Annotated in this window: 9 protein-coding genes and 1 pseudogene; 4 read left to right on the top strand and 6 right to left on the bottom strand. The window is 34.5% G+C overall.

What is annotated here, in order from left to right:
- Positions 1–150 precede the first annotated feature (150 nt).
- The 6 genes from C234_RS17525 to C234_RS0111175 form a co-directional block, all read right to left on the bottom strand.
- Complete coding sequence (locus C234_RS17525; protein WP_034540989.1) at positions 151–645, bottom strand: hypothetical protein; 495 nt, start codon at positions 643–645, stop codon at positions 151–153.
- 7 nt (positions 646–652) lie between these two features.
- Positions 653–2,839 carry a peptidase domain-containing ABC transporter gene (locus C234_RS0111195; protein WP_027325847.1) on the bottom strand — a complete coding sequence of 729 codons (2,187 nt, stop codon included), beginning with the start codon at positions 2,837–2,839 and terminating at the stop codon, positions 653–655.
- 9 nt (positions 2,840–2,848) lie between these two features.
- Entirely contained in the window at positions 2,849–3,496 is a 648-nt protein-coding gene (locus tag C234_RS0111190; protein ID WP_148295219.1) for a hypothetical protein, read from the bottom strand.
- A 46-nt stretch (positions 3,497–3,542) separates the two neighbouring features.
- Positions 3,543–5,414: a B12-binding domain-containing radical SAM protein gene (locus C234_RS0111185; RefSeq protein ID WP_027325845.1), complete on the bottom strand. Its 1,872-nt coding sequence runs from the start codon at positions 5,412–5,414 to the stop codon at positions 3,543–3,545.
- A gap of 64 nt (positions 5,415–5,478) precedes the next feature.
- Entirely contained in the window at positions 5,479–5,622 is a 144-nt protein-coding gene (locus C234_RS17520) for a hypothetical protein (RefSeq protein ID WP_154656413.1), read from the bottom strand.
- A 45-nt stretch (positions 5,623–5,667) separates the two neighbouring features.
- A complete protein-coding gene (locus C234_RS0111175) occupies positions 5,668–7,956 on the bottom strand; it encodes an outer membrane beta-barrel family protein (protein WP_027325844.1) in 2,289 nt (762 codons plus the stop codon).
- Between the two features lie 142 nt (positions 7,957–8,098).
- Here C234_RS0111175 and C234_RS16350 point away from each other — a divergent pair, with 142 nt between their 5' ends.
- The 4 genes and pseudogenes from C234_RS16350 to C234_RS16345 form a co-directional block, all read left to right on the top strand.
- Positions 8,099–9,517, top strand: coding sequence for a sensor histidine kinase (locus C234_RS16350; RefSeq protein WP_051290248.1), 1,419 nt, complete (start codon positions 8,099–8,101; stop codon positions 9,515–9,517).
- Entirely contained in the window at positions 9,514–10,206 is a 693-nt protein-coding gene (locus tag C234_RS0111165) for a response regulator transcription factor (protein ID WP_027325843.1), read from the top strand. Before C234_RS16350 ends, C234_RS0111165 begins: the two co-directional genes overlap by 4 nt.
- 40 nt (positions 10,207–10,246) lie before the next feature.
- A pseudogene (locus C234_RS0111160) lies at positions 10,247–10,425 on the top strand (transposase); the annotation flags it as partial.
- A 192-nt stretch (positions 10,426–10,617) separates the two neighbouring features.
- A partial coding sequence (locus C234_RS16345; protein WP_034538361.1) for an IS5/IS1182 family transposase occupies positions 10,618–10,962 on the top strand: 345 nt, incomplete at its 3' end.

The raw sequence follows: 10,962 nt of genomic DNA, 5'->3' as shown, positions 1-10,962 counted from the left end.
TTTTACCGGACAGCAATAATTTGAAATTCGGGTCGAGATTTAGTGCTCGACTAAATCTCGACCCGAATTATCGTTTACACAAAATAATGGACAGTCCCGAAATAATGGACAATCCCGTGAAATCTTTTTTTACACTGGAAATCAGAATATTTAATTGCTTACAAATATTCGTTGAATAAAATTTTTCCTGTCTCCTTCAATTATTGCAATACCTTGTATTTCTGGAGAACATCCATTCTTTTCTCTTATGGAAGAATGCAATTTGTCAGAAGATAGCCGAATACATATTGTATATGAAAATGATGTTTTAGACTTAATAATTGTATCCAAATGTCCAATTAGTTGTTTATGTTCTTTTGGGGAGTTTTGATCTACAATAATTGAAATAGGTTGCTCTTTTTGTAACAGAGATATAGATTCTTCCGGGACTTCACCATATGCCATATAGCTTATATTCTTTTCTTCAGCAGTAGAACGAATTTTCACTCTTACCTGATATGTATCAGGATATTCAATGAAATACAAACATAGCATAATTGCTACAATTGTCAATAAAAATAACGACAATCCGTATTTGATAAGTGGATTTAGGGAACTGCCTAATATTTCTTGTACATCTTCACTGTATTCATTTCTATTCTCCATATACGTATTATATACTAATCTCTAATTGGTTTTTTATAAGATTAAAGTAATCACCTTTCTGGGTAATAAGTTGTTCATGTGGGCCTTGCTCTATAATCTTCGATTTATTCAAAACAACAATATTATCCGCATTTTTTACAGTACTCATTCTATGAGCAACAATAATAACAGTCTTTCCTTGGAAGAAATCTGTCAATTTTGACATGATTTCTTTTTCGTTATTGGTATCCAATGCATTTGTTGCTTCATCAAATATGAGTATTGGCGGGTCTTTGTATACTGCTCTGGCAATTAATATTCGTTGCTTTTGTCCTGCACTTAGTCCATGACCATCATGGCCTATAATGGTATCATATCCAAGTGGAAGAGTCTCCAAGAAATCTGTAAGATTGGCCACATCAATAGCCTTTTTGAACTTTTGTAGATCAGGTGTTGAATCACAAATTGTTATATTGTTAATTATTGTATCCGAAAAGATATAACCTTCTTGCATTACTACTCCACAATTCATTCTCCAAGCCTTTCCACTATATTCAGATAAAGGACGATTGTTTACAAAAATCCCTCCATCTGTTGGTTCATAAAAACCAAGTATCAGTTTTAGCAAGGTCGTTTTGCCACTTCCAGACATACCAACGATTGCTAAAGTTTTGGCATACGGTATATCCAAACTGACTTTATTAAGCACTTTTTCCGAATGTAATCCTTCATATTGGAACGTGACATCTTTGAGAGTTATGGTAGGATTGCAAGGTATGTCGTTGTTTTTTTGAACAGGTTCCTCATCTTGTTTATTATGAATTTCGACTAGCCTGTCCATACTCAGTTTTGCATCTTGGCCAGTTTCAGCAAATGTTATAAATTGTTTTATAGGTGCATTTAATTGACCTAAAATATATTGTAGTGCCATCATCATACCTAGAGTCATGTGACTATCTATTACAGCTTTTGCTGCTATAAACGAAATGAGAATATTTTTTGTCTGTTCAATAAATGTTCCACCTATCTCTTGAATTTGAGTTATCGATAAACCTCTAATACTTATTGCATATAGTTTTGCCTGACTTTTTTCCCACTCCCATCTTTTTCTTTTTTCGCATCCATTCAATTTTATCTCTTGCATCCCGTTTATTAATTGCAAGAGGCTGTTTTGATTAACAGATGCTTCTTGAAAGCGCATGTAATCTAATCTCTTACGACGTTTCATGAAAAGTTGAATCCATGTTATATATAGGATACTTCCCACAATAAAAATAATCAGTATTTTTATATCGTATTTAAACATGACTATGCCATATATAATCAATGTAAAGATTGCCATAATTAGGCTAAGCATTGAACCTGTTAAGAAATCTTGTATACGTTGATGGTCGTTTATTCTTTGTAATAAATCTCCTGTTTTTTTAGAATCGAAAAAAGCAATTGGGAGTCTTGTTAGTTTGTTCAAAAAATCAGATATGAGAGAAATACTGATTCTTGCTGTCATATGTAATAAAATCCAATTTGTTATGAGAGAATTTATGACTTGCCCCAATGAAATCATAACTTGGGCAATTAGAACGGCAATGATAAAATTTATATCTTGATTCTTTATGCCATTATCAACAATTGACTGAGCTAAGTATGGCAAAATGAAGTTAAACAAACATGCCAAAGTAATTCCCAATATTATTTGGTAAAAATACTTTCTGTATGGAAGGATATAATCAAACAGGGAATATTTATTAGTGCTTTTTTCACAACCTTCATGTTTCCTATTATGGAATTTATCTGTCTTTTTAAGGAGCAGGGCTATCCCATGCGAGGAATCATATTCACAAATCCACGATTTGAAAAAATCATCCTCATTGCAAATTACTAACCCCTGTGCCGGATCACAAATATGAAATTTAGGCTTTGAGCTGCCACTTATGTTATATAAAACGACAAAATGATTTTTCCTCCAATGTAAGATGCATGGTAAAGCAAATGTTTTTTTTAATTCATCTATCCCGGTTTTTACCATTTGGGTTTTAAAGCCGATATTCTGTGCGGCATTACTAATATTGAGTAGGGAAACGCCATCTTTCCCTGTGTAACAAGCCTCACGTAAGTATTGCAGATCAATACTTTTTCCATAATATTCTGCAATGCTTTTTAAACAAGCCGGTCCACAGTCTGTCGAATCATATTGTTTATAAAAAGGGAATTTCATAAAAATAAATCAGTACGATACAGGCGTAAAAAATGTTTGTTTTGTCCATTCTCCTTTATAGAAACTATTAGTTACCCCAATGCCAAAACCTATCTTATTCGTAACCTTGAATTGAATTCCCGCTCCGTAATAATTAGCGGTACCAAACGAAGATGGTACTTTGGGGTTTATACCTTCTCTCAATGAAATTTGTCCCATCCCAAACAATTGTACGCGTTCATGCAATTTTAATGTAATCCCTAATTTAGTAGAACCATTAATATATTGATTCGGGTAGAAAAAAACATTATAGTATCTTGATGCAAAAATATTTATGTCCAAAGACATTACATTTCCTATGTCAAATCTATTATATGCTCCTTGAATTGTATATCCTTCGGCTGGATTCTGGACAGAAACATTATATAGGCTGAAAGGAAAGGCCAAATCGTTCCTATGCAAAATACTAAAATCATAAATGTCCGGTTGCTTTAATGGCAAAGCAACCGAAGAGTTTTCATGATATATGTATTCTGGCTGGATATTACTTTCTAATCGAATATTGTAATTCTCTATTGGCTGTATATCAGTAATAATAGGACTTTTCACAACTATGCTATCGCTAATTTCTGTACTTTGTGCAAATATTAGTGATGGTATTGCAAGTGCTATGACCATATAATAGATTTTAAGAAAACAGTTCATGTGCACAATTGTCAATAAATTAATATATAAAATCAGTATTAATGATTGCAATGTTCTCGGTGTATTCTGCATTAGAATACAAAATATATTCTGCGTTCAAATCTGCCAGTGCATTTGTCGCCAGTACTTGTTTTTCCTTGTTGCCTGAGATGTTCAGAAATTGAATAATCTCATCCAAAGAACGAACCCTCTTATTGCAGAATTTCAAGATTTTCCAATGGAACTCATTCTTAATATCAAATTCCAACTTTGACACAATCTTTTTATCAATTAATTCAACATATAGAATAGTTTCTTTGCCCCCATAATATAGCTTATAGTTGAAATTGGTAGTTTCATAATAATCATTTACCCTCCTAAAATTATCCCATAAAGGATTAGAAATCATAGATGAGAAAAACATTAATTCATATTTGTTGTCATCATGTATGTAATTTTGAGGGAATAGGTCGTATAACAGATTATCATTCCATAAATTCAAATCTCCTCTTTCTTTCAAAACTTTAAAATATCTTGAAGACTTCATTATTTGTAAAGGAATGATATCATGTTTTGTAATCTCCTTTTTAAGGAAAAAACGTAAATAGTGAAGATTTCTTGTAGAAGATATTATATCTGAATCTTCTTCTCCTATTAATCCTGTTATAACATTAAGTCCTTGTAAATTAAGATCATATTCTTTTGCCCATTTCACGAACATCAGATTACTTGAGAATGTGTTCTTTTTACAAATTTTCCTTAACAAACTATCCGAAACGGCCTCATATCCAATTTGAATACTCTTAAATCCAGCAAGGGTCATCCTCTTTATAATATCAGCATTTAAGCCTTTAGTAACGACTTCTCCATTCCAGATGCCGAAGTCCTCATATTTATCTTTGATTTGAATGAGTCTGTCTAACAAGTCTTCAAATTTATCAAAATCATTAAATATCACATCGTTGTCAAGGAAAACAAATTCATATATACCATATTTCTCTATTGTGTCCAATATTTCTGCAATAATAGATTGATTTTCTTTGGCACGATTTCTATATCCTTCCGTTAAAAAACAGAATTTGCATTTATTCCAATGGCATCCACGGCTACTTTCCAATGGAACCATCGTTTTTATGTCATGAATATTATATCTTTTGCAGCAATTAAAGTAATCAGAAAAATCTGGTTTTGTGTTATTAAGATTGGAAAAGAGCCGATTATTGCATTTGGATATAAGAATTTCACCGTCATCATTTCGATATGCCACATTTGGAATCTCTTCTATAGAAATTTCATTATTCAAAAAACGACAAAGCTGATGTAAAGGAATCTCACCTTCTCCCCATATTGCATAATCATATTCTTTAAAATTATGCAACATTGCAACGGCTTCTATTTTATTGGATATACCTCCTGCGACAATTGGTCTATTGGGTGCGATAGTTTTTGATATCTTAGCAAAAATATTAGCTGGAACCAACTGTAACAACTTTGTGCATACACCGATTAATGTATAGTTTTTTCTGGAATACATATCTATCAATTTCTCGTTGAAAGATAAAAGTATTTGCTCTGCATATTCGTTTAACGATTCTTCATAATACTTCTGTTTATCAATACTAAAATATTGAGGATGTAATGCCTGATAGTAAGCATATAATCTCTTTAGCTTTTCTTTGTCCTCTGATGCATTCAATAATATTGCAAGAAAAGGCATCAATGATTCAAACTCATTGATTTCTAAATCCTTTCCCTGTTCCGCTAAAGAATGTATCATATCACGCAAAATCAAATTCCAATAACACACATCTGCATGATATCCGAATTGATTAAGATAGCCTTTCAGTACAGACATCGCAGGTGAGGGAATTTTCACAAAAGCCGGCGGAAACCAATTTAATAATATGTCCATAATAAAATATTGAAGAAGGGATAAAGCCCCTAATAGGCTTTACCCCTCACGGTTAATACAGGAATTAGAATGTGATTCTAATACCAATGTTAATACTACCAGCGTCTTTGGCACTGGCTGTACCTCCTCTTACATTTTTTGCTTCTTGCGGAGATAGTGTCTTCAGAGTCTCTTTCATTGCTTCTTTGTTTACGATTTTTTTCTTCATAATGGTTTTAATTTAAAAAGTTAATATGAGATGCTTATCGCTTTACTATTTTGTTCCAAATCTTGACGTATCGACATTCTTGTCGTGCATTTTATAGTCACCCAAGCGAAGGGTCAATGACAGACTGACCGCACGAGAATCTGGAATTATATTCATTTTAAGATTCTGGGTACTATACTTCATCGTCATATCCGGAGTCCATTTGTTAAATAAATCTGTACCTTTTAATCTGAGTTCTCCCATGTCATTCCAGAACGACCATTTAACTCCGGCCTCCACATTCCAAAGTTTGGAAAGTTCGGCAGGTCCCTGGATATTCTTGGTTATATACGAACCGGCTATTTCCATTTTTATATTAGGTTTAGAAGAAATGTTGAATGTGTTATTCAGCCGCGAATAAAAAACGAAATTGTCTTTATTGAAAGAAACGTCATGAAACCTTGAACTTTTTATTTTATCATAAAATCCATTCAATGTTAATCTTGAATTTAAAACACGGCCGATATTAAACGGAACCATTAAGTTTAACCCAACCACTTGCCTGTAATCAAAATTAAGCGATTGATAAATCAAGCTGAGTCGCTCAGAGGATTGATAGGGCAACTGGTCAGAATAATCATCCATATAATTGTAGAAAGCAGTCAATATATATTTACTCTTTAATATGTAACTCAATTGTCCTGAATACACCCTATATGGCTTAAGATTGGGATTACCTTGCAATTCTGCGTACCCGTTCAAGTAACTCGTTCCTCCATGCAATTCCCAATATCCTGGATATACTTTATCAGACGAAAGCGAGAATTGCATCATGTGCGATGGAGAAATGGAATATGTGCCTTCTATGGCAGGAAAAACCGTCCACTCATCAAAGCCTGCAAATTTGTAGTATTCGCCCATTATGGATGCTGATAAAGAAAGCTTGTCTCCAAAAGTCTTTTCAAATCCAACATAAGCATTCCCTGTGTATTCTTTTAATTTGCTATCCATATTGGACGATGACATGTCTGTCCCCATTAGTGAATGATATTGCTGTGAACTATGGTCCTCGGCATAGATATATTGCGCTCCATAATTTAAAGTCCAGGTACCGATAGAATGGCTTTGGTCTACAAATACCCTATACTTGTTTATCTTTTGCAGGGAATTGGCCACAAAATCGCTTTCCTTTGATTCAATGCTCTCAATGAAATGTTGGGATGTACGATCTTTATAGTAAGTATATTCAAGACCTGTTTTTAACCCGGAACCAGAAGCGTAATTCAATAGCAAATTATGCATCTGTATAGGGCTATCTTCACCTTTGTGGGTGTTAGATTGGGAGAAAGTTCCGGTAGAGAACTCATTATTGTCCAATCCATGTCTGATTTGAGACGTGTAAATGATGTTGATGTTATCTTTTGAAGTCAGTTTATAATTCATCCCAACACGTATATCATGTTCATTTTCTTTTCTATTTCCTCTGTTGAATTGTTCAATTTGGTGCACTATGCCATCATAAAGATGGTTTGAATATATATCCACACCATTTTTTGTGTGGTTCAAATTGTAGGAGTAATTCAAATCTAATGTCAGCTTTGATTTTGAAAGCAATAAAGATGTTCCTGCATCATAATTTGAATAGTGTTTTTGAGTATATGATGTGTTAAATTGTCCTTGCAACCCTTCGGAGGCAGAGTCTCCTCCTTTCAGTATTATATTAATGGCGGCTCCACGGATGTGATATTGAGGTGGTGTGCTGTACATTATCTCTGCCGATTGCACCTGGTCATAAGGCATCATCTTCAACGCAGCTATGAGGTTTGCCTGTGGCATGGAAGTCATCTGGCCATTTATGAGTATTGTTACTCTCGTCGCACCGGCTAAAATCAAGTTTCCCTCCTGTTCTCTGACGCCAGGTAATTGAAGCAATGATTCATACGTATTGCTGACAATCTTCCCTTGTAGCAAAAGAGGCATATCATAGGTGATGCGTCCTTCTACAAGTTTTACTATTGGACGTTCACCCTTTATCACGACTTCTTCTAATGAGTTTTCTTTCTCGTTCAACTGAATAATTATATCTCTTTGGTTGGCATATTGTTTTTCATAAGTTTCATATAACAAATGTTGCACAATCAATCTATAAGAATCCAAGTTGGATGATAAAATAGAAAATTGCCCCAATGAATCACTGCAAGCAGAATTAATATATAATGAATCGACTGATTGCATCACGACTGTTGCATTTTCAATCGGAGAACCCTTCCCATTGACAATTTTCCCATTTATAGTTTGTGCTTCAACCTTGCATAAAGCAAAAACAAATGTTACAAGTAATATAATTCTTTCCATTTTTTATTTTTTGTGCAAAGTTAGTTAGAACAGGCATAATCATTCATTATCTGATACTTATATAGTCTTATTTAGTCTTATCGGAAGAATTTTATCCACTATTTAATTGTATCTTTGCAAACAGAAAAATAACTTTATTAATATGCGCAAGTTTAGAAATATAGTCATAGTGATAATTACCTCTATTTCTGCTCTATTCATATTCAATATAATCTATCTTCATGGACTATTTGAATGTATTGAAGAGGATACTCGGCGGGTTATTTCTTCTTGCATAGAAGAGGCTGACAGCAAAGAAATGCAAGCCCGTTTAGATGTTATCTCCCGGCATTCAGATGGTAACCGTTCCATTGTTATAGACAAGGCTTTTAAAAGCGATTCAATTTCTGAGAAAAGTGTAGTTCAAACCACTACGCGCGCTATGACAAATGACAAGGATACCGCAACAAGAACATATTCGGAAACATCGGAACTGGATATGGCAACATTTGGACAACTTTTGAAAGAGATCCGAACTACCATACACCAAAACATAGACAATCTATTGCCTGTTAATTTACATCGTTTGGATAGTCTGTTAAGCATAGAATTGAATGAGAAAGGCATCTCCACAAACATTTACTATATCGAAATCGTAAATCAGAAAACAGGAGATATTATTGATAGTTCTTTCAGGAATAGTATAAAATCAGACAATTCTTTTGTATATGTATTCGACCAGGAAAACAGATATGCATATCAGATTTATATGGCATCCCTAACCGGAACAGTTTTTCAACAAATGGCGGGTGTGTTGATATCGACTTTCCTAATCATACTTTTATTGGGAGGAATTTTTTGGTACTTTATACATACTGTGATGCAACAGAAAACTTTGGAAGAAATGAAAGATGATTTTACCAACAACATGACTCACGAATTGAAGACACCTATAGCCGTGGCATATTCTGCTGCGGATACTTTGCTGAATTTCCGGCAAGGAGAGATTCGAGAAAAAAGGCAAAAGTATCTTCAAGTATGCATAGAACAACTCACACACCTAAGCGGTCTGGTTGAACAAATATTATCAATGAGCATGGAAAGACGTAAATCGCTGACTATGAATAAGGAATACTTAGAGTTAAATTCAATGCTTAACCAACAAATAGAATTACATAAGCTAAAATCAACTAAGGATGTCAAGTTTCAATTAAATATTGAGCCAGACGATTTAACAGTATACGCAGATAACGTACACCTAAATAATGTTATTAGCAATCTGCTGGACAACGCAATTAAATATTCCAAGGGTAATCCTGACATAGAGATACTTGCAAGGCAAGAAGGAGAATACAGTGTCATCAGCATAAAAGATAACGGAATAGGCATATCAGCTAGTAGCATTGAGCATATCTTCAAAAAATTCTATAGAGTTCCTAAGGGGAACTTGCACAATGTAAAGGGGTATGGTTTAGGGCTTTTTTATGTCAAACAGATAATAGAGAGGCATGGCGGTAACATCAATGTTAAAAGCATTTCCAACAAAGGATCAATATTTACAATAAAAATACCTGTGAAATGAACAAACAATATAAGCCCAAAGTGCTTTTGGTAGAGGATGAAACAACTCTTTCAATGATTATAAAAGACACGTTGGAAGATGAAGGATTTGAAATCATATATGCTCCCAATGGAGCAGAAGGACTTAAATTATTTATTTCCAACACTCCTGATGTTGTCATTGCAGATGTAATGATGCCTGAAATGGACGGCTTTGAAATGGTGAAGAAAATCAGGAAATCAGATGTGACAACCCCCATACTGTTTCTGACGGCACGCTCTACTTTGGATGATCTGGTAAATGGGTTTAATCTTGGCGGAAACGATTATTTGAAGAAACCATTTAAAATGTTAGAATTGGTTATGAGAATAAAGGCTCTTACCAGAAGATTTGCTCCTATGAAAGATATAGATGAAGTTTATGACATCGGAGAATACCAATTAAATGCATCTGCACAAATATTAATGCAAGGTGAAAAGAAACAAGAACTTTCGTATTTAGAAAATGAAATCTTAAAGCGTTTGTGTGTCAATCAAAATAAAGTAGTAGAGATAAGAGACATACTAAATGATTTGTGGAACGACGACAGTTATTATAATAGGAATAGCTTGCATGTTTTTATATACAAATTACGTAAAAGATTGTCTGATGATAAAAGAATAAAAATATTAAATATTAGAGGAATAGGATATAAGTTAACAATTCCATAACTTCAATGTAGCTATTCTGCGGATAAACATGATTGTAAATCAACAGTTTTGTTTCAAATGGCCCGGTACTACAGAAGCATCAGCAAACGCGCAGAGGATTCCTCTTACAAGGCGTATTTCACTTATCTGAACTACGATCGCCGTATCCGGTCCGTGATATACACCACAAACCGGATAGAGCGGCTTCAGAAGGACTTCCGCAGAGTCACAAGGATGCAAATCGGCGACATTTCGATATAGTGCTTGAAGAACTTCACGAAGTTAGAGTTGTCCTCAAATCCGAGGTGATAGCGATCTCCTTGATTCGCATGTCCGTTCGTCCGTAAATCATACGCTTTGCCTCAATGAGACCTCTGCAAAACTCATTGTTCAAGATTTGCTCATTTCATCATATTTTTGTAGCTTTATAGTATGAAACAACGTCCCTCTTCTCCGAGTTTTGCTGACCTAATAGTTGGTCATCGTAAGGTTAAACAGACCTTTTTCTTTCAAATCGATCAGATAATCGACTGGAATCCCATTCGTGGACTTATTGAAATTGCTTACACCAAAGGCAAGCGTCCCACCGGTCGTCCAAGCTATGACAGCCTTGTGTTGTTCAAGACCGAACTTCTTCGTACATGGTATGGCTTGAGTGACGGCGAGGTCGAAGAGCAGGTAAATGACCGTCTGTCCTTCAGTCGCTTTGTTGGTTTAGGATTGGATGACTGCGCTCCAGATAGTACAACTGTATGCCGTTTCCGTAACATTTTGGTT

This window comes from Bacteroides pyogenes DSM 20611 = JCM 6294, from assembly GCF_000428105.1.
GTDB lineage: Bacteria > Bacteroidota > Bacteroidia > Bacteroidales > Bacteroidaceae > Bacteroides > Bacteroides pyogenes.
Note: the sequence above shows the minus strand (reverse complement) of the source record. Positions and strands in the feature narration are given on the sequence as shown.

What these genes read in the sequence shown, in the direction of transcription:
- C234_RS16350 (WP_051290248.1), top strand. Translation starts at nt 8,099, where the DNA reads ATGCGCAAGTTTAGAAATATAGTCATAGTGATAATTACCTCTATTTCT.
- C234_RS0111190 (WP_148295219.1), bottom strand. Translation starts at nt 3,496, where the DNA reads ATGGTCATAGCACTTGCAATACCATCACTAATATTTGCACAAAGTACA.
- C234_RS0111175 (WP_027325844.1), bottom strand. Translation starts at nt 7,956, where the DNA reads ATGGAAAGAATTATATTACTTGTAACATTTGTTTTTGCTTTATGCAAG.
- C234_RS17525 (WP_034540989.1), bottom strand. Translation starts at nt 645, where the DNA reads ATGGAGAATAGAAATGAATACAGTGAAGATGTACAAGAAATATTAGGC.
- C234_RS0111165 (WP_027325843.1), top strand. Translation starts at nt 9,514, where the DNA reads ATGAACAAACAATATAAGCCCAAAGTGCTTTTGGTAGAGGATGAAACA.
- C234_RS17520 (WP_154656413.1), bottom strand. Translation starts at nt 5,622, where the DNA reads ATGAAGAAAAAAATCGTAAACAAAGAAGCAATGAAAGAGACTCTGAAG.
- C234_RS0111185 (WP_027325845.1), bottom strand. Translation starts at nt 5,414, where the DNA reads ATGGACATATTATTAAATTGGTTTCCGCCGGCTTTTGTGAAAATTCCC.
- C234_RS0111195 (WP_027325847.1), bottom strand. Translation starts at nt 2,839, where the DNA reads ATGAAATTCCCTTTTTATAAACAATATGATTCGACAGACTGTGGACCG.